This is a genomic window from Fulvivirga aurantia, assembly GCF_009711475.1.
Lineage (GTDB): Bacteria > Bacteroidota > Bacteroidia > Cytophagales > Cyclobacteriaceae > Fulvivirga > Fulvivirga aurantia.
In genome coordinates this window covers 1-26,213 of sequence record NZ_SMMD01000946.1, presented here as the reverse complement: position 1 = coordinate 26,213, position 26,213 = coordinate 1, and the positions used below count along the sequence as shown (strand labels likewise).

General features: G+C 39.9%; 26 protein-coding genes. 21 read left to right on the top strand and 5 right to left on the bottom strand.

Going from position 1 to position 26,213, the window contains the following annotated elements; translation table 11 throughout:
* The first annotated feature begins 196 nt into the window (after positions 1-196).
* The 10 genes from E1176_RS19675 to E1176_RS19630 all read left to right on the top strand — a co-directional run bounded on the left by E1176_RS19675 (position 197) and on the right by E1176_RS19630 (position 9,724).
* Positions 197-673 (top strand): DUF695 domain-containing protein, encoded by a 477-nt coding sequence (locus E1176_RS19675; protein ID WP_155212762.1) that lies wholly within the window; start codon positions 197-199, stop codon positions 671-673.
* 222 nt (positions 674-895) lie between these two features.
* Complete coding sequence (locus E1176_RS19670) at positions 896-1,603, top strand: matrixin family metalloprotease (RefSeq protein ID WP_155212761.1); 708 nt, start codon at positions 896-898, stop codon at positions 1,601-1,603.
* A 397-nt stretch (positions 1,604-2,000) separates the two neighbouring features.
* Positions 2,001-2,522, top strand: a complete 522-nt coding sequence (locus tag E1176_RS19665; protein WP_155212760.1) for an RDD family protein — start codon at positions 2,001-2,003, stop codon at positions 2,520-2,522.
* Positions 2,523-2,882: 360 nt separating this feature from the next.
* A complete protein-coding gene (locus E1176_RS19660) occupies positions 2,883-3,200 on the top strand; it encodes a hypothetical protein (RefSeq protein WP_155212759.1) in 318 nt (105 codons plus the stop codon).
* Between the two features lie 242 nt (positions 3,201-3,442).
* Positions 3,443-5,731, top strand: a complete 2,289-nt coding sequence (locus E1176_RS19655) for a S9 family peptidase (RefSeq protein ID WP_155212758.1) — start codon at positions 3,443-3,445, stop codon at positions 5,729-5,731.
* Between the two features lie 149 nt (positions 5,732-5,880).
* Complete coding sequence (locus E1176_RS19650) at positions 5,881-6,429, top strand: hypothetical protein (protein WP_155212757.1); 549 nt, start codon at positions 5,881-5,883, stop codon at positions 6,427-6,429.
* 65 nt (positions 6,430-6,494) lie between these two features.
* Entirely contained in the window at positions 6,495-7,046 is a 552-nt protein-coding gene (locus E1176_RS19645; protein WP_155212756.1) for a hypothetical protein, read from the top strand.
* A 103-nt stretch (positions 7,047-7,149) separates the two neighbouring features.
* The gene (locus E1176_RS19640; RefSeq protein ID WP_155212755.1) at positions 7,150-7,545 is read left to right on the top strand and encodes a DoxX family protein; all 396 of its coding nucleotides are present in this window, start codon (positions 7,150-7,152) and stop codon (positions 7,543-7,545) included.
* On the top strand, positions 7,542-8,420 hold the full coding sequence (locus E1176_RS19635) for a M23 family metallopeptidase (protein WP_155212754.1): 879 nt from the start codon (positions 7,542-7,544) through the stop codon (positions 8,418-8,420). Before E1176_RS19640 ends, E1176_RS19635 begins: the two co-directional genes overlap by 4 nt.
* 86 nt (positions 8,421-8,506) lie before the next feature.
* Complete coding sequence (locus tag E1176_RS19630; protein WP_155212753.1) at positions 8,507-9,724, top strand: VOC family protein; 1,218 nt, start codon at positions 8,507-8,509, stop codon at positions 9,722-9,724.
* Positions 9,725-9,796: 72 nt separating this feature from the next.
* Here E1176_RS19630 and katG read toward each other — a convergent pair whose 3' ends face one another.
* A complete protein-coding gene (gene katG, locus E1176_RS19625; RefSeq protein WP_155212752.1) occupies positions 9,797-12,034 on the bottom strand; it encodes a catalase/peroxidase HPI in 2,238 nt (745 codons plus the stop codon).
* Positions 12,035-12,258: 224 nt separating this feature from the next.
* Between katG and E1176_RS19620 the strand changes: the two genes are divergently transcribed.
* From E1176_RS19620 to E1176_RS19570, 11 genes are all read left to right on the top strand, one after another.
* Positions 12,259-12,867 (top strand): SGNH/GDSL hydrolase family protein, encoded by a 609-nt coding sequence (locus tag E1176_RS19620; RefSeq protein WP_155212751.1) that lies wholly within the window; start codon positions 12,259-12,261, stop codon positions 12,865-12,867.
* Between the two features lie 68 nt (positions 12,868-12,935).
* Positions 12,936-13,250, top strand: a complete 315-nt coding sequence (locus tag E1176_RS19615; RefSeq protein ID WP_155212750.1) for an ArsR/SmtB family transcription factor — start codon at positions 12,936-12,938, stop codon at positions 13,248-13,250.
* Between the two features lie 2 nt (positions 13,251-13,252).
* A complete protein-coding gene (locus E1176_RS19610; protein WP_155212749.1) occupies positions 13,253-13,711 on the top strand; it encodes an SRPBCC family protein in 459 nt (152 codons plus the stop codon).
* Between the two features lie 24 nt (positions 13,712-13,735).
* Positions 13,736-14,095: a VOC family protein gene (locus E1176_RS19605; protein WP_155212748.1), complete on the top strand. Its 360-nt coding sequence runs from the start codon at positions 13,736-13,738 to the stop codon at positions 14,093-14,095.
* Positions 14,096-14,197: 102 nt separating this feature from the next.
* Positions 14,198-14,854, top strand: coding sequence for a porin family protein (locus E1176_RS19600; RefSeq protein ID WP_155212747.1), 657 nt, complete (start codon positions 14,198-14,200; stop codon positions 14,852-14,854).
* A 25-nt stretch (positions 14,855-14,879) separates the two neighbouring features.
* The gene (locus E1176_RS19595) at positions 14,880-15,884 is read left to right on the top strand and encodes an alpha/beta fold hydrolase (protein ID WP_155212746.1); all 1,005 of its coding nucleotides are present in this window, start codon (positions 14,880-14,882) and stop codon (positions 15,882-15,884) included.
* 10 nt (positions 15,885-15,894) lie between these two features.
* Positions 15,895-16,440, top strand: coding sequence for a GNAT family N-acetyltransferase (locus E1176_RS19590; protein ID WP_222933185.1), 546 nt, complete (start codon positions 15,895-15,897; stop codon positions 16,438-16,440).
* Positions 16,441-16,662: 222 nt separating this feature from the next.
* Positions 16,663-18,792 carry a glycoside hydrolase family 97 protein gene (locus E1176_RS19585; RefSeq protein WP_155212745.1) on the top strand — a complete coding sequence of 710 codons (2,130 nt, stop codon included), beginning with the start codon at positions 16,663-16,665 and terminating at the stop codon, positions 18,790-18,792.
* Between the two features lie 61 nt (positions 18,793-18,853).
* Positions 18,854-19,426: a helix-turn-helix domain-containing protein gene (locus tag E1176_RS19580; protein WP_155212744.1), complete on the top strand. Its 573-nt coding sequence runs from the start codon at positions 18,854-18,856 to the stop codon at positions 19,424-19,426.
* Positions 19,389-19,868: an aspartyl protease family protein gene (locus tag E1176_RS19575; RefSeq protein ID WP_155212743.1), complete on the top strand. Its 480-nt coding sequence runs from the start codon at positions 19,389-19,391 to the stop codon at positions 19,866-19,868. Before E1176_RS19580 ends, E1176_RS19575 begins: the two co-directional genes overlap by 38 nt.
* A 41-nt stretch (positions 19,869-19,909) precedes the next feature.
* Positions 19,910-20,245 (top strand): hypothetical protein, encoded by a 336-nt coding sequence (locus E1176_RS19570; protein WP_155212742.1) that lies wholly within the window; start codon positions 19,910-19,912, stop codon positions 20,243-20,245.
* Between the two features lie 21 nt (positions 20,246-20,266).
* On the opposite strand, the gene E1176_RS19565 is transcribed toward E1176_RS19570, so the two are convergent.
* The 4 genes from E1176_RS19565 to E1176_RS19550 form a co-directional block, all read right to left on the bottom strand.
* Entirely contained in the window at positions 20,267-20,671 is a 405-nt protein-coding gene (locus E1176_RS19565) for a response regulator (protein WP_155212741.1), read from the bottom strand.
* Positions 20,655-21,935: a sensor histidine kinase gene (locus E1176_RS19560; protein ID WP_155212740.1), complete on the bottom strand. Its 1,281-nt coding sequence runs from the start codon at positions 21,933-21,935 to the stop codon at positions 20,655-20,657. The genes E1176_RS19565 and E1176_RS19560 overlap by 17 nt, the downstream gene beginning before the upstream one ends.
* Positions 21,936-21,947: 12 nt before the next feature.
* Positions 21,948-22,772, bottom strand: a complete 825-nt coding sequence (locus E1176_RS19555; RefSeq protein ID WP_155212739.1) for a CheR family methyltransferase — start codon at positions 22,770-22,772, stop codon at positions 21,948-21,950.
* Positions 22,773-22,788: 16 nt separating this feature from the next.
* Positions 22,789-26,213 (bottom strand): response regulator (locus E1176_RS19550; protein WP_155212738.1); only part of this gene is annotated, 3,425 nt, incomplete at its 5' end.

Sequence of the window (26,213 nt, the reverse complement as noted above, 5' to 3'; positions counted from 1 at the left end):
AGTGCTTTGGTTTGGCTTGTACTCCTCCCCCATTACTCATAACGCAACCATGCTGTACAGCCACACGTGAATCTCAGCTTGGCTCAAAACACAGAATTCATTAGCTTACATTTTAAATTAGGTGGGGAGACTTACTCAGTTTTAGGCGGGGTTCAAAGAAACAACCGACAGCGAAACTAAAATCATACTATTGACTATGGGTTTTTTTACAACTTTATTCGGACGGAGACAAGAGGCTAAAATCGACATTACTCCTAAAGAGAACTTTTCAGTCGTAGAGGGTAAAGTTGGTGACAAACAAGTAATTGGCTCATTTAAAATGACATATAAAAGGTATGACAAGAAAGCTAAATACCCATGGTGCTTGAAGATTGCTATCGCACTTGAATTTGATAATCTTTATGAGAACGGACTTCCTAAGAAAGAGGAAAGTGAAATTGCTATAGGTCTAGAAGAAGACCTTTTGTCTGACATTCATAAACTAGGAACCGCACATTATATCGGCCATTTATTTTACAACACATTTTTAGACGTCTATATATACCTTTCTGACTCAGAATCAGCACATAAATACCTACAGACCCAAGTGAATAAAGAAGGACTGATTCGAAGATTTGGCTACGAGATAAATGAAGACCCAGAGTGGACGATCGTTCAAGGATTTATGAAATAGAAGCGTTGGTCATTTCCCCAGCCCGTCCACCAGCAAGATTTGGCCAGAATACCGGGTGTGTTTAGGCATGGTGGCTTGAAGGTTTTTTCTGACTTGTGTAAACGAAGGTATAGCTCCCATTTCCAACCCACCTCTCATTCCCCCTTAATCAAAAAATTTTATTACTTTCATTGCGAATTATGCATTAACTGCAACGAGTAACCTCAAAAATGAACGAGAGAAATGAGTAAACACATTAGAATTTATTTATGCGCTTTTCTCCTACTGTTACTTTATGGTTGCTCTAAAGATATACCGATCGTCAATGAGTCAGACGAGTATGCTGTTTGCAATTCGAGATTGAGTGTATGTAACGGTAATCAAATTGGGGAATATTGTCTTTTTGGTTATAAATGGGGAGAAAATCAAGACTTTGATGAAGCTGGAATTGAGGCAAGAGGACCTCAGACCAAAGGCGGTACGATAACTTACTCTTTTCAAGGAACTGGTCATTTAATCAATACGCATAGACAAATAAATGTACCCTCACAATCGTGGAATGAAATTTTAGATTGTGCACAAGATAGAATACGGCAAGCAGTTAGTGAATGGGAAAAGGTTGCTGATATAAACTTCGAAGAATTACCAGCGAATAGTGATACTGACATTCAATTTTATGTAGCCGCTATTTTACAATCTGCAGTAGGCTTCCCAAACTACCAGGAAGACCCCTGTACTATTCTCAGTGGAGACGTTGTATTTGATGCGAATTCGAAGGAAAAATCTTGCCATGGATTTTACATAAATGCATTACATGAAATAGGTCATGTTTTAGGATTAGGTCATGTGAATTCAAAAAATGTAATGGTTACGGGCGAATCTAAATTTTCATTTAAAGGTCTGCAAAGTGGAGATATAGAAGGTATAATCCAATTATATGGGCCTAGATAAATGGTTACGGACGCGTAGTATCCAGATAACTACCTAAAGTCAATTAGACTGACTAACAAGATTTTTAAAACACGGCAACCAGCCAGTTGGTCTGGCAAGCTTTGGTTCAAAACATAAGCTAACCAATGTAAGAGCATATTTAATGTGTGAGACCTTTAATGCTTAAGTGCTACTATTCATTCAGCTTCTCAGTTAGGCAACCCACTTTTAGTTGGTATTTCATACACACTTTCAACTCTTAAACTATGGATAAATTACCCCCCTAGTGGACAGGTTGGTGAACAGCTGTATTATGACTAGGTTCTAGTACCAAATTGTGCTAGTTTTAGACCCTTCAATAAACGTACCTATGAAAGGCATTAAATGAAATAGGGGTTTGAGTAGTGACTTACATAAAATGAATATAAAGACAGAAGCGAAAGTCCTAAGACGTGGTGTCGCAACAATTATCGACTACGGTCTTTACTTGATATTTTTTACTTGGCTTGTGGTGACATACGGAGAACCAAATGACGAAGGAGGATACACATTAAGTAATGACTCGAAAAGCTGGTGGATTTTCATTTTTTGGGTTATTTACTTTCCAATCATTGAATCAATCAGAGGACAGACACTTGGCAAACTGATTTTAGGACTAAGAGTCATTACAAAGACTGGGAATGCAATTTCATTTGGACAAGCCTTCAAGAGGCACCTTATGGATATGATTGATTTTTTCTTTTTTGGTTTAGTCGCGATAATAACCGTTAAAAACACACCAGACCATCAAAGAGTTGGGGACTTATTGGCAAAGACAATTGTCGTTGGTGGGGAAAGCATTACTTGTGCGAATTGCAACGAATCTTTGACATTGACACCGACAGAAATAATGAATAATAAATTTGTTTGTCCATCATGTAAGAAAACGATAGAAATGTAGTGTAAAGCCTCACAGACAACTGAAACATATAGAACTCACCCCTTCACTCACCTTTAATCAAACAGGTGCGACTAGCTCATACTTCTTTTGATTTGTGTTCTTTGCCAAGGTCTCTGTAGCTTTGGTTCAAAGCTCGAAAAATATTCCTTTCACGCAAATCAGTACGAGAGGTTTAAAGCTTCATGGACGTTTGTTGTTGGGCATGGCTTAATTTCCCGCCAGCAGTTGGGCAGCTTTGTTTCTTTTCCATCCAAGGAAAAAGAAAAGTGGTTGATTAATCTGGTAGATTTCAATCCTTTAGTTTTCTTCACATCTGAAACAAACAAACCAATAGTCAGGCGATAACGATTATAACCATCAATGGACACTTTCATACCAATTATTTTCATTGTATTAGTGCTACTATTATTCGTTAGAAATAAGTGGAAAGCGGCACAGATAAAGAAAGAAGGCTTTCATACAACTGGCGAAGTAACAGGTTACGAAAATAAATTTATGAGGGTTGGTGGAACATGGACTTGGTTAGATTATCCAACAGTTGTATATAAAGACAGGTATGGCAAAACCAGAACGGGATTTATTAAGAAAGCCAAGAGTGGAGGAAGATACTACAATGTTGATGCAAAAGTAGAAATCGTAGTTCATGACGGAACGATATACCCAAAGGACTCTTTGTAATATCAGGCTATTCCCCACAAGTTGGAATCGCTACCCCGATCTGTTATTTAATCGCCTCTCACGCCACTTAACACAGTTTTATTGAGCTTGTCATTTTTTCAAAAGATTAACCAAACACTGGGCAACCCCTCTCCTACACATCTCGTAAAAAATCAATGTTTCGCGTGAGCAATCCCCCTGTTTAGAAAAACTCAGCAAGTAATTTTATTATCTTTAGAATAAACCCAAAAAAAACTCTACCTATGAAAAAATTTATTTTATTAATCACACTACCACTGTTGGTAAGCATGCTAAAAGCACAGAGTATTGAAGGTGACTGGAGTGGAAAACTCAGCGCCTCAGGACAAGAAATCCCCTTAATATTTCATTTTTCAGGCACCGATGATGCACTCACCGCTACTATGGACAGCCCATCACAAGGCGCAAATGGCATTCCCGTAGAAAAGGTAAGTTATGAAGATGGAAAACTCAGCCTCTCATTGATGCAAGGGCAAATCGCCTATGAGGCTCAGGTAAATGGAGAGAAAATGGAAGGAACGTTTAAACAGGCTGGTAAAGAATTTCCTTTAAGTCTGTCTAAGGGTGAATTAGAAAAACCCGGTAATCCAGCGCTTCCTACTTCAGATGAGGAGTTAGCGGCACTGGCAGACAAAGAAAGAGGCGAGTATAAATATTCGGTCTCCGATTACTTCGCAAAACCTGCTTCATCTTCCTTCAAATTATCACCCGAAGGTACTTACATGAGTTATCGTGAGAAAGATGAAAAACTCAAAAACCATGTATATGTCAAAAACATAAAAACCAATGAGGTAAAACGCGTGATCACGGAAGGCGAAGAGCTGGTACGTGGCTACGGCTGGGCCAACGACAACCGGTTGATTTACATTATGGACAAAGGTGGTAATGAAGACTATCACCTCTTTGCAGTAAACGTAGACGGGTCTAATGGTAAAGAGCTTACTCCATACGATGGCGTAAGAGTAGAGATTCTGGCTTTACTAAAAGAGGACAAAGATCATATGATCATTTCCATGAATAAGAACAACGCCCAGGTGTTTGATCCTTATAAAATCAACATCATTACAGGAGAAACGGAGCAGCTGTATGAAAACACTGACCTCACCAACCCGATTATGGGTTATATATTTGATAAAGATGGTAATCTTCGCGGTTTTTCAAGACTCAAAGATGGTGTAAACTCAGAGTTGTATTACGCTACCAAACCGGGTGAATACGAATTGATGAAGACCACCAAGTGGGATGACACTTTCAATATCCTCAGTTTCAACTATGCTACTGATAATCCGCATGATGCTTATGTGCTTTCTAACCTCGATTCTGATAAAGCTAAAATTTATCAATATGATTTAGCCAAAGATGAGGTAATCGAGCAATTATTTGCCAATGACGAGTACGATGTATCAGGAGTTTCTATCTCACGTAATAGAGATTGGGAGTTAGACTACTTTAGCTATGAAGGCGAAAAGTATCAGATCATTCCGGTAAGTAACTACTACAAAAAACTGCATAAGCGCCTGCAAAAGGAGTTCCCTAATTACGATTTTTACTTATCTGACGAAACTGATGATGAAAGCCAATATTTGATCTATGTTACCAGTGATAAGTTATATGGCCGCTATTACTCTTATGATGTAGCCAAAGATGAGGTTAAGTTATTGTTTGACCTTATGCCTCAATTGAAAGAACAAGATATGGCCGAGATGCGCCCTATTACTTTCAAAAGTAGAGATGGAGTTAAGCTTCATGGGTACATTACTTTACCAAAGCAAGCACTTGAGGGCAATAAAGTACCTGTTATTGTAAATCCTCATGGCGGACCGCAAGGAATTCGCGACTCATGGGGATTTAACCCAGAAGCACAGTTATTTGCAAGCCGTGGTTATGCCACGTTACACGTCAATTTTAGAATTAGTGGTGGCTACGGGAAAGAGTTTTTACGTAGCGGTTTCAAACAAATCGGCCGTAAAGCCATGGATGATGTAGAAGATGGGTTGAAGTATGTGGTGGAGCAAGGTTGGGTAGACAAAGACAAAGCTGCAATCTACGGAGGTAGTCATGGAGGTTATGCCGTTTTACGTGGTCTCACCAAAACACCTGACCTATATGCTTGTGGTGTTGATTATGTGGGTGTATCCAACCTATATACCTTTATGGAAACAATTCCCCCTTACTGGGCTCCTTACCTGCCTATCTTAAAGGCGATTTGGTACGACCCGGAAGTTCCTGAGGAGAAAGAGATTATGGATGAAGTTTCTCCGGTTTTCCATATAGACAAAATAAAAAAACCACTTTTTGTTGTTCAGGGAGCCAATGACCCAAGGGTAAATATTGACGAGAGCGACCAAATTGTAAAAGCGCTTCGTGGCAAAGGAGTTGACGTGCCTTACATGGTGAAATATGACGAAGGCCATGGTTTTGGTAAAGAAGAGAACAGGATGCAACTTTATGAAGCAATGATGGGCTTCTATGCCGTTCATTTGAAGGAAAATATCACTGTAGAGAGTGAATAAATAGAAAGCTTAAGAGTACCACCAGGTGATTGAGATATGAATTTAACCTGGTGGTATTTTTTTGCTATGAACAATTAGGGTTACAACTGAATTTAGAACAATACTATGAGAACACACATTAGGTCTAATTTTAATAGAAAAACTCTGATATGATCTCAAAAATAGCTTTGACTATTCTATGTTTAATTTCGACCATCACCCTTTCATTAAGTCAAGAATATATTCAATTAGCGCATGGTCTAAGTTGGAAGTATAAGCTTCAGAATGGCTATTTGAGTATCGAAGTTCTTAAAGGTAAATTCAAATTTGAGAATCACGAGTATTTTGGTTTGACACGAACTTATTCTTGGGGTTTGAGAGATACATTATACTCAAGAATCGATAGTGTAGGAAATCAAGTCGATTTCAATCCAACCACAAGACAAGAACACCTTAGTGTTCCAAAGAATTTTTCTTTAAATGATACTTGGACCACTGATGACGGCTCCTGGCAACATCAAATATATTCCACACATGAGCGATTAGTTACTCCTAGTAAGACTTTTGAAGATTGTTTGGTTATTCAAGCTATAGATTTAAGGAAGAAAAAGCGTAGCTTATATTTACATTATTTTGTACGAGGTGTTGGGTTTGTTGGAAGTAAAAAAAGTCAAGAACTGACTTTATATCTTATTGACTATACCCAAAACAACAATTAATTGCATTATTATATTTTCAACCTCTCGTAAATTAAGTGTTCCGCAATATCTTAGAAATTTCACCTATGAGAGCATTGACAATATGTATTCTTATACTAGTGATGGGTAACCTTTTTGGTCAAACTCCATCTTTCAGAGAACATCAAAAATTAAATATTCAAATAGATACTCTGGTAATAGCCCAACGACAACTCACTGTTACAGTTCTTATATCAAAACTGCCTAGCAAGAATGAAAAATTGGTGTGGCTTTCAACTCCTGAGCACGAAACAGAACCCAGATTCTTAGGATATATTGACGACCTCAATGGTTTTTATTACTCGAACTACAGGAGGTCTTCAGATAAAATAATTTTAGTAAAAACAAGCGAAAACCAAGGAGCAATTATATTAATTCAAAAGAACAATTTGCTTGAATTTCCTGGTTACTACTATGCTATTCAGGGCAACAATATCTATACGAAACAAGCTGGAGATGGAGATTTAAGAGTAAGTCATTATAATTGGTCAACCGGAGAATTAAAAACAAAACCCTGGAACAATATAAATGGAAATGATCCCTGGAATATAGATGTGAATTACAATTACAATAATATTCAATGGATCACCTCACATTAATTTAAATCTAGTCAACCTCATTCCTCTTGTTCTTAAAACCATAAATCATTACATTTCTCAATAATCACTATACTATTTGCGATTGACCACGCATAACTAACCATTGAAAACAAACCCAGCCATCGGTTTATTAATTCTCAGACTGTTTATTGGTTTCAGGCTTATTTATGGTGTAATCGACAATATATTGAGCTGGGACAAGCTTTTGGAGTTTTCAGAGTTCTTGGCAGCTCATAGCTTCCCGCTACCAGTAGTGAGTGCATTGCTTTCTGTTTATGTCCAATTTATTTGTAGCGCTCTTTTAATAGTTGGTTTTAAAACTCGCCTTGCTGCTATCGTTTTAGTTTTCAACTTCATTGTTGCATTCTTTGCTGTCCACATACCAGATCACGACAGCATCGAAGGTATGACCCCTGCCCTGGCCATGCTATTTGGCTGCCTTACCTTATTTTTTACTGGCGCGGGTAAATTATCGATAGAAAAAGAAATCAGCCAATGACCTTCTACTCTTCTTATTTAATGCACACCAATATTCATCGCTCCTTGGTGAAATATCTGATTATAGCACTCAGCTTAATTTTGGTTTCGCTCCCCACAAAAGGACAGAAACAACCCGATGAGCCTACCTCTTACCTCGATGATTTGTCTTTTGCTTGGAGTAAAAAGGAAGACACGATCGCTCTAGTAGTAAAAAATAAGTTGCTTACCCCCATCCAGGTTTACCTGTATTCCAGAGCTGATAGTGCAAATTCTAAATCTTTTCTGGTATTGCCCAAAGACAGTACAGAAGTCGCACGTTTTATCAGTCAATTACCAGATTCTGTATTATTAGCTAAGTTTAATGACAGCACTAAAATCGGGTATTTCTGGGGGCATAGCTCCTTGATAAAACCGGACACCAGTTATTTGTACAGATTCCCATTTAAGAAAGGCAAGAAGTATGAAGTAAGTCAAAGTTTTAATGGCAAAGCTTCTCACCGTAGTATTCGCTCAAAGTATGCTATTGATTTTCAACTTAATGTAGGTGAGCCGGTATATGCCGCCAGAGAGGGAATAGTTGTGAAGGTAATCGATTGGTTTACTAAGCAAGGTGGTAAGGAATTAGTAAAAGCCGCCAATAGAATAATCATTCTTCACTCTGATGGTACGATGGCCAATTACGCTCACTTACAGTACCAAGGAAGCTTGGTGAAAGAAGGGCAACAAGTAGAAAGAGGGCAAAAAATCGGTTTTGCAGGAGTTACTGGTTATAGCAGAGGCCCCCACTTGCACTTTGTGGTTAGAAAAGAAAACGACATTTCTATACCTATATTCTTCGAAGGACATGAAGGTGTAATTCTAAAAAAAGGCAGACGTTACAAGGTTGTAGAATAGATTTTTGCACAAGAATAGTTTATGTCATCCTCTATGTTATTTCAAGCCAGGTTCTTTTATTTTAAATCATTGCTTTATATTCGCTCATGCGATTTATAATAGCCTACCCCTGTTTAATACTTACATTGTTGCTTGTCTCTTGTGAGGCAGAAAAGGAAGACAGCCTTACTGCTTTCGACATATATTGCGAAATGGTGGCCAATCAGGCCAAGCCCTTGGCTTTACATCATCCTATGGATCCGGACGCTGTTGATGAGTCCTGGCTTGAGTTTAAACAAATTGCGGAAAATCGCAATGTTCAGATATACAGAGAAGACTCCTTTCCAAAATCGATGCTTTTTCCCATGAAGGTAACTGAGGGCAAAACCGTTATTATTATTTATACCGAACAGAGGTTAAAACAATATCTTCAATTAAAAGAGGATATACTTAAGAGCAATTCTGAGGACATGGTAGAGCAAATGGCACTTGCAAGAAGACTGGGTCGCTTATTGGGTTACAACTCGCAGGGTATTAACAGGTTATTGAGCGAAAATAGCCATTTTCAAAACCTTAAAATGTTTGGTGTAAACCATCAAATCACCCACTTATACTATAAAGACTTAGATGAGGCGCTTACTTTTTATAATAGCATACTTGGGTTACCTCAAACAGACTCCACTACCTTCATGATTGGAAATGATGCCTTTATTAGCCTACACAGCATCAATGATGATCATCCGGCCAATGAGCCAAAATCAACTGCAATAGCACTCCTGACAGATCAATTACCTCAATGGTATGCCTATGTAAAAGAAAAAGAAATACCAATAAAATACACTTATAAACCACGTAATGGTGGCCCACATGATGGGTTCGTTGCGATAGACCCGGGCGATTATTTATTAGAGTTCGAACAGTTTAAACAGCACCCCGAAAACGAGCTTTTTATCGCAGTACTTGCAGATGCTCCAAAAGTTGCCACTAAAATCGATGATCTGAGTTTTTATGGCTCTATCACCTGGACCTATCACAAAGACATGCTGAAAATGCAGCAATTTTACGAAGAGGTGCTAGGCTACCAATTAGTAGCAGATCAGGGCTGGACTAAAATATACCAAACCTCACCTTCAGGCTTTATTGGTCTTGTCGATGAGTGTCGAGGCATGGAAAATTATGCTGACACAAAAGCCGTGGAACTAGAATGGGCTCTTCAAGATTGGGGTTCATTTGCTGCTTACGCTAAACAGCATTGGAGCACTCATGCTTATGATAGCGGCCACTTTAAAGGCCCTGAGAAGTATCGGTATCGTGTAACCAAATAGAAAAGTCTTTGCTTAAAAAAAAAGGCCATCCAAATGATTTAGATAGCCCCTTTTCATGTAATTCGACAAATTCTACTTAATATCGAAACGATCGAGATTCATCACCTTATCCCAGGTTCGCACAAAATCTCTGACAAATGTTTCCTCAGAGTCTGAGCAACCGTAAGTTTCTGCCAAAGCTCTTAATTCAGCATTAGAGCCGAATATAAGGTCTGCTCTGGTTCCTGTCCATTTTACACTACCTGTCTTTCTGTCTTTACCCTCAAATACGTCCTGATCATCTGAAGTAGCGCTCCAGGTGGTATTCATATCTAAAAGGTTTATGAAAAAGTCATTGGTAAGCGCACCGGGTTTGTCTGTGAAGATTCCGTGTTTCGAACCATCATAGTTTGCATTCATAGCACGCATTCCTCCTAACAGCACCGTCATCTCGGGAGCAGTAAGTGTAAGCAAGTGAGCGCGGTCAACCATCATTTCTTCTGCAGAAACTGCGTATTTATCTTTCATATAATTGCGCCATGCATCACCTTTAGGTTCTAAAGGTGCAAAAGCTTCAACATCAGTCTGATCTTGAGTAGCATCTGCCCTGCCCGGTGTAAACGGTACTTTTACATCATGGCCTCCATCTTTGGCCGCTTTCTCAACACCTGCACATCCTGCAAGCACTATTAGGTCAGCCATAGATACAGCTTTGTTTCCCGATTGTGCATCGTTAAACTCTTTCTGAATATCTCCTAACTTATCTAATACCTTGGCCAATTGTGATGGATTATTTACCTCCCAATCTTTTTGAGGTGCTAACCTTATCCGTGCGCCATTGGCACCGCCTCGCTTGTCTGAGTCACGATAGGTAGAAGCAGAAGCCCATGCTGTAGACACCAACTCAGCCACTGAAAGATCAGTATCTAAGATAGTAGCCTTCAAGTGATCGATATCTTTATCATCAATCAAATCATGCTTCACCTCGGGGATCGGATCTTGCCAGATAAGTTCTTCTTCCGGCACTTCAGGCCCCAAATAGCGAGATATAGGCCCCATATCACGGTGAGTTAGTTTATACCATGCGCGAGCAAACGCATCTGCAAACTGATCCGGGTTTTCGTGAAAACGTCTTGATATTTTCTCATACTCAGGGTCTACACGCAAAGAAAGATCGGTAGTAAGCATAAACGGTGCATGCGTCTTTGAAGGGTCGTGCGCATCTGGTATAGTACCCGCACCTTCATCGTTTTTAGGCTTCCATTGGTGTGCTCCGGCCGGACTTTTAGTTAACTCCCATTCATAACCAAACAAATGTTCAAAATAGTCGTGACTCCATTTAGCCGGAGTTTTGGTCCAGGCTCCCTCTAACCCACTGGTGATTGTGTTTTCGGCATTACCACTATTGAAAGTATTTTTCCAACCCTGGCCTTGCATCTCGATACCGGCTCCGGCTGGTTCTACATCTACATATTTAACAGGATCTGCCGCACCGTGCGTCTTACCAAAGGTATGTCCACCGGCAATAAGTGCCACTGTTTCCTCGTCATTCATAGCCATACGGCCAAAAGTTTCTCTTATATCGTGGGCAGCAGCCATCGGATCAGGATTACCGTTTGGTCCTTCAGGGTTTACATAAATCAGTCCCATTTGTACAGCACCAAGTGGGTTTTCCAATTCACGATCACCGCTATAGCGCTTATCGCCCAACCATTCACTTTCTGAACCCCAGTAAATGTCTTCTTCCGGCTCCCAGATATCTTCCCTACCTCCGGCAAAGCCAAAAGTCTCAAATCCCATAGACTCAAGTGCGCAGTTGCCTGCCAGAATCATTAAATCTGCCCAGGAGATTTTCTTACCGTATTTTTGCTTAATTGGCCACAAAAGTAATCGTGCTTTATCGAGATTGGCATTGTCTGGCCAACTATTGAGCGGGGCAAAGCGTTGTGAGCCGGAGCCTCCCCCACCACGACCATCGCCAATACGGTATGTGCCTGCACTATGCCAGGCCATTCTAATAAAAAACGGACCGTAATGGCCATAATCAGCCGGCCACCAGTCCTGAGAGTCAGTCATCAGTTGATACAAATCTTCTTTCAGCGCCTTCAGGTCTAACGACTTAAATTCTTTGGCATAATCAAAATCCTCTGCCATAGGATTTGAAAGGGAAGAGTTTTGCCTCAAAATATTGAGATTCAATTGGTTTGGCCACCAATCGCGGTTTCTGGTACCTGCTCCGGCACTTTGTTTTACCGCTCCACCCATAAACGGGCATCTGCTAGATTCATTTACTTCCCAGCTCTTGTGGTCAGGTTGTGATTTATTCTCCATGTTTAGATTTTTTGGTTAGTAATACACCTAATTTACATATATCAATTGTATAATTTTCATCTATAATAATTATGACTCGATAGGTTTAGTCTATCAAAAATGACTAATGTTGTCTTTATCAATTTAGTGAAATATTAGATGCGGGGAAAGGCTGAATTAACTGGAATTAGATGGCCGATTAATTCCTTTCAATATATTTATGAATCTTACAAACCTCATGTGCTATGATTAGGCTAATTGTTCTGTTCTCTTTTGTCATCTTTCAATGTGCTGGTTCATGCCATGCCCAGGCTACTAAAAGACTTTTATTCATTGGAAACAGCCTTACGTACACTAATAATTTGCCACAATTGCTGGAAGCCCAGGCTAAAAACAAAGGGTTCGCTTTTACCACACAGACCATCGCCAAACCAAATTACGCACTAATCGACCACTGGCAAGAAGGTGAGATTCAGAAAGTTATTAGTGAAGGGAAAACAGATTTTGTAATCGTACAGCAAGGCCCTTCTTCGCAGCCATATGGAAGAAAATTACTGATAGAATATGTGAAAAAGCTGAAAAAACTCTGTGAGCAACACAATGCTCAACTCGTGGTATTTATGGTTTGGCCCAGTCAAAGCTACTACCATACATTTCCTGGTGTAATCGAAAGTCATGAGTTGGCAGCTGATAAAGCCAAATCACTTCTAGCACCTGTTGGCAAAGTATGGAAATCTTATTTTGACAGTACTAATCAATACAATTATTATGGCGCAGATGGTTTCCACCCTTCGCTTGAAGGTAGCGAAGTGGCCGCAGGTGTCATCCTTTCTACTATAACCACCGCAAAGTAGTTTAATAGATTTCTCATTGATAATTCGGCTATAAATAATTATCTTGTAACCAAACGGTTACGTAATAAATGAGAAGAGATGTATTTCAGGCAATAGCAGATCCGGTAAGGAGAGACATTTTAGATATGTTGGCAAAGCAGCCTCTCACGGTAAATGAGGTGGCAGAAAAGTTTGATATCAGCAGACCGGCCGTGTCTAAACACATCAAAATACTCAATCAATGTGGTCTTCTGGAAACAGTGGCCCAGGGGCGTGAGCGACACTGTGTAATTATTCCTGATGCACTCAGCCAGGTTTCTGAATGGGTAAACGCCCATCGCCAGCTCTGGGAGTCACAAATTGATGCTTTTGAAAACTACCTCAACACCTTAAAAAACAAATAGCCATGAATGAAGTACAAAACCTCGACAAAAGAACCCTTACGCTAGAGCGTATTTTAGATGCTCCCCTGGAACTTGTATGGGACGCCTGGACCAAAGCAGAACATATAGTCAATTGGTGGGGACCTAAAGGCATGAAAACAGTGGTGGAACAACATGATTTTAAAGAAGGAGGCCATTGGAAATATATAATGACCATGCCTGATGGAAGTGATTTTATCGCTGAAGGATCATATACCAAAATCAATGAACCAAAGTTTTTAGAAACATCTGCTAATTTCAAACCAATGACAGAAGGCGTTTCTTTACAGGTACATTTAGAATCTGTTGGTAATAAAACCAGGTTTATATTTAAAGTGATACATCCCACAGAAGCCTATTGTAAACAACAAGAGGATATGGGATTTTATAATGGCTGGAACTCAGCATTTGACAGACTCAGTGAGTTTGTTAGTTCAAAATAGAATCAATAAAACAATTTAATAGAAATGATAAAAGGTGTTCACAACATGATCTACAGCTCTCAACCTGATGAATTGAGAGCTTTTTTAAGAGACAAACTCGGTTTTAAAGGAACAGATATCGGTGAAGGATGGCTTATTTTCGATTTACCAGAAGGTGACCTGGGCGTACACCCTGCTGACGAAAGCCGAGAGCACGGAGCACCTTCAGGCACACACGACATCTCTTTTTACACTGACGATATCGAAAAAACAGTAAAAGAACTGAAAGCTAAAGGCGTCAAATTCAAAGGTGAAATTGAAGATCATGGTTACGGCCTAGTCACCTATTTTCAGGTGCCTGGAGATTTATTCATGCAGCTCTACCAACCCAAATATGAGAAGTAAGAGTAAATACCCTTGAATTTAGGTGTAAGTTATGGCTTAATTATTTTTAGTATCAATCAATAAAAATAATTACCTTGAATAGCATCCCAATCCTTACACCCAATGAAAAGGCCGTACCTTCTGCTTTTTATTATATTCATTTCTGTTAACTATGCGATTTCTCAGGGTATAGGCTTCCGAGGAGGATATTCACTTGCTTCATGGGATGGTTTTGTTTTAGAAGGCGAAGAATTTAATGATGAATCATTAAATGGATTTCATGTGGGTATATATGGCAGTTTAGAACTGGGGCGATCTGTGTTTTTAGAACCAGGTTTATTTTATAGCATTAAAGGTGAATCAGGGTCTTATGTGGTAGATGGTACTGACTTTAAAATGAAAAACAAATCCGTGTATCTCGATGCACCCATCCTTATTAAGTATTTCATAGGAGGTTTTAATCTCACAGCTGGTCCTCAAATCTCCTTATTATTAAGCAATGAAGTTGACTTAATTTTAATTGACCCTAGTTCCAGTCAAAAGCTAAATTTCTCTGAAGACACCAAAGATCAATTCAATGAAGTAGATCTTAGTTTAGTGTTGGGGATGGGATACAGATTCATTAATCGTGTAAATCTTAATATAAATTATGATATAGGCGTAAGTTCAGCCTTGATTGACGAAGAGTCACTGTTCTCTCAAGATAACCCCGGACAGTATTATTCTTGGATTGAGGCTAGTAATAGGGTGCTTAAACTATCCATTGGAATTACATTTTAAATCTTCACATAACACCTCTAGATTCATGAAAATCATAAAAATTTCGTTGATAGTCGTAGTGTCTTTTATTGCTATCGTGGCAATCTGGATAGGCACAATAGATAATACCTTTGCCGAAGGTGAGACTTCAGATTATATCAATTCCAGTGAAAAGCTTTTTGCAGAACATTACCTGGCACCTGAGTCGAAAGTAGTAGAAACTGACGGTCCGGTTAAAAAAGTGCACTATTACGAAATGGGTAGCGGTAAGCCATTGATTTTAATTCATGGTGGCGGTGGTTATGCCTCCCAGTGGTATACCATCATGCAGGACTTGGCAGACACCGCTCATCTCTTTGTAGTCGACCGTCCCGGTTGCGGACTTACCGATTATTACGATTATGAAAACGCTGATCTGGGAGATCATGGTGCAGAGTTTATACGTTCATTTATGGATGCCACCGAGTTGGAGTCAGCCACAATTGTAGGCCACTCGATGGGCGGGTTATTTAGTGTAAACTTTGCCAATAAATACGAAGAACGAATAGACAAACTAATTCTGATAGGTCACCCTGCCGGAGGCACCAAAGACATCCCTCCTATGATGCGACTGATGGGTGTGAAAGGTATAAACAAAGGAATGAGAAAGATGATAGGCCCGCCAAGTGTTAAAGGTACGAAGGAGTTTCATAGTATGATGCTCGTAGCCGACACCGCTCATTTACCTCCCTCTTATTGGGAAAATGATGTAAATGCACAGCGTATACCTGGCACGGCTAAGTCATTTAATAGTCTTTTAGAAAACTGTGTGGGCTTCGGTGGGTTTACCGAAAACCAATTGATTCATGATAAACTGACCACACTATCAATCCCGGTGCATTTTATTATTGGTGATCAGGACATTTGGGATACTATGGAAAATGCTAAAACATTGGTTGCATCTATGCCTCAGGCAAAACTCACTGAGGTAGAAAATGCTAGCCATTTGCCCTGGTTAGACAACCCTTCAATTTGCGCTCAACTTATCACAGAAACACTGCATAACAACTAAGGCCGCTATCGTGAGAAGTGACTATTTGTTTACCTCAAACCGATTAGGCTTTCGTAATTGGTCGGAAGAAGATATTCCTCCTTTTGCAGAAATGAACAGAGACCCTGAGGTAATGGCCTTTTTCCCTGAAACACTGAGTACTGAGGCATCAATAGCACTAATTGATCGGTTTAAAAAACATTTTGACCGATATGGCTTCACATATTTTGCTGTTGACAGACTAGACTCAAGCTCATTTGTAGGCTTTATTGGACTACAATATCAGGAGTATGCCGCTCCATTTAATCCTTCGGTTGATATTGGATGGCGGCTCACAAGAAGTGCATGGGGAAATGGATATGCTACAGAAGGAGCCAAAGAATGCCTTCATTATGCCTTTGACAATTTAAAACTAAAAATCGTCACGAGCGTCTGTCCTAAAGTCAATCTCAAATCAGAGGCGGTGATGCGAAAAATAGGTATGATTAAGAAAGGCTACTTTAACCACCCTAATTTGAGTGATCACGCCAAACTTGAAACATGTGTTTGGTATCAAGCACATAATCCAAACAACTAACTTTACGCTCACATAAAAAATTGACAATTTCTTCTTGCACCCAATAAACTGAGTATTTTCTATTTCAACCGATTGAAATTACCCACAACAAAACTTTGTCTTTCAAACAAAAATAGAGGCGTCTTACCGCTTATTGAATCATGATCAAACAAGCTTGATTCCACTCTTAAAAAGACCTATTTTCACTACTTACAGGCATAAATTTCCTAAACAACAAGTTTTATGAATCGTATAAATAACCGCACATTATATCTTCTTTTGATGGCTTTTGGCTTCCTTGTGGTTTCTTGCGCCAACGAAGAGGCAGCAACAGAAGTATCATCCCCTACCGGCATCAATACTATATCCTTTCACTTGTCAGCCGATGGCAAACCTCAGTATGTAGTAAAACACAACAATGAGGTGATTGTAGACACATCTTCCATGGGCTTTGATTTCAAAAATCATCCCTCAATGGAAGCTGGCTTCAAATTAGTAAGCTCATCCACCAGCGAGACTAAGGAAACCTGGGAAATGCCATGGGGAGAACAGCGTGAGGTTGTAAACCACTATAATGAACTTGTTGTGAATCTGGAAGAAAACAAAGCCCCTAAACGCAAGCTTAATATTTACTTTAAGGCATACAATGATGGTATCGGTTTTAGATATGAATTTCCAGAACAGGAAGGAGTCGACAGCCTTGTTATCATGGATGAAAACACAGAGTTTCAGCTGACAGAAGACTACACCACCTGGTGGATACCTGGCGACTGGGACATCTATGAGCACCTTTATAACACCACAAAACTCTCAGAGATCAATGCATTGGCCCTGGTAGATAATGACAACCTTGCACAAACGTCTATTCCAGAAAATGCGGTAAATACGCCTGTAACTATGAGAGGCCAATCGGGTATCCATTTGAGTTTTCATGAAGCAAACCTTACCGACTATGCCGGCATGACGCTGAAAGTAGACACCAAAACACAAAAACTTACCAGCGAATTGGTTGGATCAGATCGTCTGGGATATAAAGTAAAAAGAGCCCTGCCTTTCGTAACTCCATGGAGAACCATTCAAATCGCAGATAAAGCCACAGAGCTTATTGACTCTAAGCTTATTGTCAATCTCAATGAACCAAACAAATTAGGAGATGTAAGCTGGTTTGACCCTAAGAAATACATGGGTATCTGGTGGGAGATGCACATCGGCACTGCCTCATGGGACTACGGCATGACCCGTGATAACGATGGCAATTGGGTAGATTCAGGTAAAGCACATGGTCGACATGGAGCAACAACTGAAAACACTAAAAGATACATTGATTTTGCAGCTAGAAACAACATCAAAGGTGTTTTGGTTGAGGGCTGGAACACCGGATGGGAACACTGGATCGGCTTTGAAGACCGAGAAGGTGTCTTTGACTTTGTAACACCTTACCCGGATTATGACCTGCAGGAAGTGGTGAAATATGGAAAAGAAAAAGGGGTTGAAATTATAATGCACCACGAAACATCTGCAGCACCTCGTACTTACGAGCAGCAATTAGATACTGCATTTAGGCTTATGGAAAGTCTTGGTATCCATTCTGTAAAAACCGGTTATGTAGGTAAAATTATACCTAAAGGTGAGTACCACCACGGTCAGTGGATGGTAAACCACTACAGAAAAGTATTAGAAAAAGGTGCTGAGCATCAAATTGCCATTAACGCCCATGAACCAATAAAAGCTACAGGGCTAAGACGTACCTACCCAAATGCTATCGCTCGTGAAGGTTTACGCGGCCAGGAGTTTAATGCCTGGGCCTCTGATGGTGGCAACCCGCCAGAGCACTTACCGATTGTGGCTTTTACACGTATGTTAGCCGGTCCGATAGATTTTACGCCAGGTGTATTTGACATTTCTTTACCAACAAAAGAAAATAATCAGATCAACACCACACTGGCACAGCAGTTGGCTCTTTATGTTGTGGTATACAGCCCGATACAAATGGCTTGCGATCTACCTCAAAATTATGAAAATCAACCTGCTTTTCAGTTTATCAGAGATGTTGGAGTAGATTGGGAACAGACCAAAGTTTTAGCTGGAGAAGTAGGTGATTTTGTGGCTATCGCCAGAGAAGAAAGAGAAACAGGTAACTGGTTTGTAGGTGCAATCACAGATGAGAAAAAACGAGATATTACGATTAATTTCGACTTTCTTGATCCTGATAAAACCTACAAAGCGGTGGTGTATAGAGATGGAGATAATGCGCACTATAGAAATAGCCCGTTAGACATCGTGATCGAAGCGGCAGAAATAAATAGTGGCACTACACAAACATTCAAACTAGTGGCAGGAGGCGGTTTAGCCATAAGCCTGATTGCAGAATAGACAAATTTAAAATAGTAACAATCGTCATATAAGATAGCCACATTTGTGGCTATCTTGCTTTATGGACGAGCGTATTCTAAAAGTTCTGGACTATATTGAAGACCACCTGGTGCATTCACCTGGCTTACAGGACCTGGCTTCCCGAGCTTGCCTCTCTCCTTCTCAGTTTCACAGGCTTTTTAAAAAAGAAACAGGAAAAACGCCTTTCTTATTCATCAAGGAAATTAAACTGAACAAAGCTTACCAGCTGCTCACCTTAAACCACCAATCGATTGCCGATATAAGTTCTGAACTTGGTTATAAAGATTACGAAACGTTTTCTAGAGCCTTTAAGAAATACTTCCATATAGCACCTGATGATTTAAAAGCGATAGTCGGTGAGATAAAAAAGCGTAATGAAACCACTCCGGAGGAGGCAATTTATGTTACCTCCACAAATACCGCAGACCAAGCTGAGATTAAGAAAGCAGTAGCAAAGTTGCTGAAAGAGAAAAAGCTTGACATAAACTCTATAGATGACCTTAAGCTATATCAGGTCAAAAAATCTTCAATAAGTTTGAAAACACCAGGCCTCATCAAGAAGAAGTTTGTAATGCGTGAAGATCAAAGAATATGGAAAAGTCTTATCAAATAACACAAACAGTCTAAGAATTTCACCTCCTAATACGATATCGGTCAATCTAGAGCATAAGCTCTCCGGTCATTTGATGGTTGATGTCAAATTGAATGGCAATGTAGGGAAATTCATTTTAGATACCGGTGCCGGTCAGACTTTGTTAGATCAGGCCTCCGTCTCAAAATTTGAGCTTAATACCAAACCAACTGAAGATACTGCCACCGGAGCAGGAGACCAATTAACGATGCAAACAGCTTTGATCGACTCACTAGAGATAGGAAGCTTCAAAAAATGTGATTTCGAATTATATGTGGTCAGCCTGGAACATATCACTAGTGCTCTCTTAGCACTTGGTATAGAGAAGCCAGATGGCATCATTGGTGCCGATATACTTACCTCACAAAATGGTATTATAAGTTATCGAGAAATGAAGCTGTATCTTGACTACAACCAGGCGTAAGACCTAAAAACTTTGTAACTTATTCGATATAAATTGTATCAATGGATAAGAAAGACTGGGAAGAAAAACTTAAAGTATATGATGCGCTCGTTGCCAAATGTCCTCGTTTCGAACGCAAAGGAAAAACGATGCCCTACACCTCTGCCAATGGACACATGTTTTCTTTGTTTAACAAGGCTGGAGAAATAGGCATAAGATTTTCTAAAGAGACACAAAAGCAATATATCGAGGCGTTCGGCAGCTCCAAATACAGGTCTTATGGCGCAGAAATGAGAGGCTATGTACTTATACCTGACAAAATGCTCAAGGACCTCGACCAGCTGGCTAAATACCTTAACGAGTCTTATGATTATGTAATGACCTTAGACCCTAAATAAGCAAGCATAGAAACCGGTGATTTAGCCTTCTGTTGTAGCTCCAAAGTACTTTTCGTGCAATTCGTGAATATCATCGCAGCTTATAGGTTTTTCTATATACTCCACCACTTTCGGGTACGATTTCGCCTTTACCCTGTCTTCATGATAGCAAGACGATGAGATCATAACTATGAGCGTATCGTGTTTTGTATGATAATTTCTCTCCTGATACTCCTCTAAAAACTCCCAACCATTCATTACAGGCATGTTTATGTCTAGCAGAATGAGATCCGGAAAACTGTTCTCTTCCAAATAATCGAGTGCTTCCTGTGCCATTTCTTTAAACACAAGGTTACATTCGAGCTCTGTATCCATAAAAGTATCTTCCGTCAGGAAGTTATATTCATCATCATCATCTATAACGAGTACGTTATTTAGCTTGGCCATTTTCAGTTTTATTAAGCGGTAAATTCTTCATAAGCACCTTAAAATCAGACCCTTTGTCTACCGTGCTTGTAAAATCTATACTACCTCCCATAGACTCTATTTGGGATTTAATAATATAAAGTCCCATTCCCTTGCCTTCTACCCTGGTAGTAAGTCTTTGAAAAAGACCAAAAACTTTGTCTCTGCCCTTATCATCGATACCCATACCATTATCTGCGACAGACAAACATATAAAGTTGCCTTCTGGTTTTGTAGTGATTGTAACTTTTAGTTTTCTTTTTAATGATCTGTACTTGATCGCATTGGTCAATAAATTTTGAATGATGCTTCTGGCGTATCCTTGTACATAATGCACCTTTGGGGCAGCCTCAAAATCAAGTGTAATTTCAGCGTCAGCCTCTTTTATCTGTTTTTCTAAATCCTGCAACACATCGCAGGTGAGGCGGTCAAAATCTATTTCCTGCACCTCATCTTCAATAGTTTTTGTATATGCTACAACATGAATAAGGTCATGTAAGGTTTCATTGATTCTGCTAACGGAAGAGAATATTTTGTTTACCACCTCCTCGTTTTCATCATTTACATAACCTCTTTTCTTAAAAACCTTGAGCAACCCGTTGAGATTAATAATTGGAGCTCTCAAATCGTGTGTAGCCACATAAGCAAACTGCTCCAGTTCTTTGTTGTACCGTAGTAAATCTTCGGCCTGCTGTTTAATCTGCTGCTGAGAAGCCTCTGCAATACTTCTGGCTTCATTAGCCTGCTTCATCATTGTGACGGCTTCTTTTTGGGCCTTTTGTAGCTTGGCATTCTTTTTCTCCAGCTCGGTAAGTATCTTTTCGTACTCTTTTTCTTTCTCAAAAGAGTAGGCTTTAAGAAACGTCTTTACTTTAGAAAGTAGAATGTCTTCATTAATAGGCTTGAAGAGATAATCTATCGCCCCCACCTCATAGCCTTGTAGCATGTTTATCTCATCTTTGTCGTAGGCGGTGAGAAAAATGATAGGAATGTTTTCTGTATTCTTATTGGAGCGAATAAGTCTGGCGGTCTCAAGACCATCCATAATCGGCATTTGAATATCGAGCAAAACAAGCACATAATTATACCGTATGAGTAAGGAAAGAGCCTCCTGCCCGGAACCGGCTGTATGTATTTCGGCATTAAATTTATCAAGCAGCTTACTTAAAATATCTCTCTCTGTCTCCCTGTCGTCTACAATGAGAATTTTTGGTAACTCCTTAAGTGAATTTAAATCTTCTATCATGCTATCCGTTTTTTAGAAAGGAAACTTTTTTTGATAAATTTTAGCTTCCTTGTCTACCACCTCATAATACTTTCTCACCTCAGTAAACTCCAATGACTCTTTATCACCGAGGCAGAGAAACCCATTGAGACATAAACTTTCGGTAAGTAGCTTCAATACTTTGTTTTGTAATTGTTTATTAAAGTAGATAAGTACGTTTTTACAAATTATCATGTGTATTTCTGCAAAAACGCCATCCATCACCAGGTTATGACCAGAAAAAGTGATGGTTTTTTTCAATGCATTATTGATTTTAGCCCCATTATACTGCGACAAGAAATAATCTGATAAACTTCTGGTACCTCCTGCCTTGTTATAATTGTCAGTATAATGCTTCATTCGTGAAATCGGTATAATACCTCTTTTGGCAATTTCTATAGAGCGCATATTGATGTCGGTTGCATAAATTTGAGACCTTGATAACAAGCCCTCCTCATGCAAAAGAATAGCCATAGAATATGCCTCCTCGCCTGTTGCACAACCCGCATTCCATAGGTTGATAAATGGATAAGTTTGCAGCGTAGGAACCACCCGCTCCCGCACGATACGGTAAAGCTCAGGATCTCTAAACATCTCCGTAACCGTAACCGACATATCAAACAAGAGTTCATTAAAATAAGTCCTGTCATGCAGTACTTTGGGTATCATCTCAGAGATACTATTGAGCTTATCTTCTTTAAAATGTTGCTCAAAACGCCTTTTTATAGAAGAGACGTTATATTCCCTAAAATCATACCCATAGCGATGAAATATGGCTTCTAACAGTAATCTTGTCTCTATATCTGCAGTCTCTCTCAACGCTTCTCCCCTTCTATTATTTATAAAGCCAAACTCTCATGATATTTAACAACTTCTCTACATCAACCGGCTTCGTTAGATAATCATTGGCCCCTGCTTTAAGTGATTTTGCCTTGTCTTCAGGCATGGCTTTAGCTGTCAAAGAGATGATCGGCAAGTTTCTAAATTCTTTCATCTTGCGTATTTCTTTTGTTGCTTCATACCCATCCATGACCGGCATCATCACATCCATTAGTACTAGCTCGATATTTTTCTCCTCTTTAAGTTTTTCTATAGCCATTTTGCCATTATCGGCCATAACTACATCCATGCCAGCATCAGTGAGGGTTTTTGACAGTGCGTAGGTATTACGCATATCGTCATCTACCAATAGAATTTTACGGCCTGATAAAATTTGCTCAGGATCATGAAGTGTAGTGATAATCTTACGCTGATGACTGGAAAGCTTACTCTCCATACTGTGTAAGAATAGGTAAACCTCATCCAACAATCTTTCCGGAGAAGACACCCCTTTGATCACAATACTTTCTGTATACTTTTTAAGCTCCCGCACTTCCTCTCTTGTCAGCTCTTTGCCTGTGTACACTATAATTGGTGTGGTCGGGGCTATATTATCTACTTTCAGTTTTTTGAGTATTTCAAAGCCGGTTATATCAGGGAGTGACAAGTCCAGAATGATGCAATCGAAGCGTTTTTTCTTAATTTTTGCCAGTGCATCATTGCCATTGGCTACCCAATCAATTTTAACTTCTTTATTCTTCAGGGTTTTTACAATCGCCTCACGACTGGTTTTATCATCTTCGATGACTAATACTTCTTTAACCGAAGTGTTGTGAACCTCTTCTAACCTGGCAAGCACTGCATGTATGTCTTTCTTAGACATTGGCTTAGATAAGAAACCAACAGCTCCTTTTCTAAGCGAATCTATATTCTTATCGGCTACAGAGACTACATGCACCGGTATGTGTCTTGTCTTCAGGTTAAATTTAAGATGATCAAGTACCTTAAGACCATTGATGTCTGGTAGTTCTACATCGAGTATAATACCACTTGGCTGATATTCTATAGCCAACTCCAGGCCTTCTTTACCTTCCTTCGCAACGAGCGTTTTATAATTGCTGCCTTTTACAGTTTTCTGTAATATCTCTGCGAAGCGCTTGTCGTCTTCTATAATGAGTATGATGTTATCACCTCGGGAAATATCATCTCTGTCATCTTCAAGGTAAAACTCCTTTTTAATGGCTTTTGGTCTCTTACGACCTGCTTCCAGCTGTTTTATCTCTCCATTTTCACTTTCTTCTCTGGCCTCAAGGTCTATCGTTTCTTCACCATTAATGGTGGCATTTTCTAAATCTATAGGAATGTAAATTGTGAATGTACTTCCCTCACCTTCTCTACTTACCAGGTGTATCTCACCACCTAGCAATCGTGTAAGCTCTCGAGATATGGTGAGACCCAGACCGGTACCACCGTACTGTCTGCTTGTACCTCCTTCAGCTTGTTGGAAAGCTTCAAAAATCATTGCCTGCTTTTCTTCAGATATACCAATACCAGTATCTGTTACAGATATGGCAATAAGCTCGTCATGATAAAGCGACCTGTCTAAGAATATCACGTCATCTTCTGGCAAGCTTAGGTCTACTTCTACGCTACCCTTTTCAGTAAATTTGAAAGCGTTTGACAGCAGATTTTTAATGATTTGCTCAAGACGCTGAGAGTCAGTGTTTATCACAGCCGGCACCCCTTTGTGTTTGGTAATTTTAAACTTGAGCTCTTTTTTATTGGCCAGAGCATTAAACTGATTTTTCAGGTTGCTGATGATGTTGGCTACTTTTACATCATCTGGCTCAATGTGTAGTTTACCTGCTTCAACTTTAGACAGATCAAGTATATCGTTGATAAGATTGAGTAGATCTAAGCCACCCTCGTAAATGATGCTAGCGCCTTTTACCTGATCTTTGTCAAGATTACCTTTTTCGTTCTTAGCAAATTCTTTGGCGAGTATGAGTAAGCTGTTTAGTGGCGTACGCAACTCATGCGACATATTGGCCAAAAACTCTGATTTGTACTTACTCGCAAGTTCAAGCTCACGCGCTTTTCTCTCTACCGCTATCCTACTTTCCTGTATCTCTGTTTTCTGTTTCTCAAGGTCATCAGTTTTCGCTTCCAGCTCTTCGTTAGCAGACTGTAACTCTTCACTTTGTACTTTGAGTTTTTCCTGTTGCTTAAGAAGCTCTTCAGATTGTCTCTGCGAACTGGTAAGCAGGTCTTTCATCTTCTCACGGTCAAAAGCAGAATTGGTAGCAATCGCAATGTTCTCTGAAACCAGTTTCACCAACTCGATCTGATTTTCGTTGAATGACTCAAAAGAACCAATCTCAACCACCCCTTTTACTTCACCCTCAATCATAAATGGCTGCACAAGTATGCTGCGTGGTGGTTTGTTGCCTAAACCAGAAGATATACTGATGTAGTCAGTAGGTATTTCAGAAAGTACGATTGTTTCTTTCTCTGCCGCTGCCTGACCTACGAGACTCTCTCCAAATTCAAACTCTGTTTGTAGCGCTTTACGCATGGTGAAGGCATAAGAACCACTCAGTCTAAGGATCTTTTTATTATCCTTAATATCCACCATGTAAATGATACCTACCTGCGATTTTAAGTATTTGGTGAGGTATGAAATGATATTTTTTGATAAGGTTGGTAAGTCTTGCTCACCTCTCATGCGGTCGTTAAGTCCCGCTTGTCCTGTCTTGATCCAGGCTTCATTCTGGTTTTCTTCAGAAATTGCCCTTAAGTTGTCTGTCATCGAGTTAAGCGCAATACCTAACTGGTCGGCCTCACTACGTAGCGGCATTTCTATTGAGAAGTCTCCTTTGGCAATAGTATTTGCTGAGCGTACAATGTTGATGAAACTGTCCACCATGGCATTGATGTTATTTTTCAACTCAAATACCTCACCTTTGGCCTCCACTTCAATTTTTCTGGAGAAATCTCCTCTCGCTAATGCAGTTGATACACCGGCAATATCCCGTACCTGCGAAGTCAGGTTATTTGCCATTTGGTTTACATTGTCGGTAAGGTCCTTCCAGGCACCTGCCACGTTTGGCACTTCAGCCTGACCACCCAGTATACCTTCTGTACCCACCTCACGGGCCATGTTGGTTACCTCATCGGCAAAGGTGTTTAGGGCATCCACCATTCGGTTGATAGTCATCGATAGTTCTAGTACCTCACCTCCTTTTCCTGTTTCCGAAATTTTCTGAGAAAGGTCACCATTTGCCACCGCGGTTGTTACCGAGGCAATTTCCCTCACTTGTGTGGTAAGGTTAGAGGCCATGTAGTTTACGTTATCTGTCAGGCCTTTCCAGGTACCAGCAACATTAGGCACTTTGGCTTCACCTCCCAGCTTACCTTCTGTACCCACCTCACGGGCCACAC